This window comes from Streptomyces sp. BE20 (genome assembly GCF_036322525.1).
In the GTDB taxonomy this organism is placed as follows: domain Bacteria; phylum Actinomycetota; class Actinomycetes; order Streptomycetales; family Streptomycetaceae; genus Kitasatospora.
Genome location: NZ_JAQYWW010000880.1, coordinates 1 through 239, shown reverse-complemented (window position 1 = coordinate 239; position 239 = coordinate 1). Strand labels below are relative to the sequence as shown.

Below are 239 nucleotides of genomic sequence, written 5' to 3'. Positions count from 1 at the left end.
GGTCCTGGTCGAACCCGGTCAGGACGGTGAACTCGGCGGTGATCTTGTCGGTGAGTTCCAGCGTGCGCAGGGTGTGGGGCATGGTGCGGGCCGCGTCCGCGATCACGGCGGCGTCCTTGGCGTCGGTCTTCGCCTCGCCGGGGTAGAGGTCGGTGATTCGTCGCATGGCGAGGCCTGGAAGGTAGGCGACTTGGCAGCCGGCGTCGCGGGCGACGGTCAGGGGCAGGGCGCCGATGGAG

1 protein-coding gene is annotated in these 239 nt (G+C 70.3%); it reads right to left on the bottom strand.

Annotated features, from left to right (window positions below):
- Nucleotides 1-239, bottom strand: a 239-nt coding sequence (locus PUR61_RS45435) for an IS110 family transposase (protein ID WP_329880169.1), incomplete at both ends; no start/stop codon positions are given.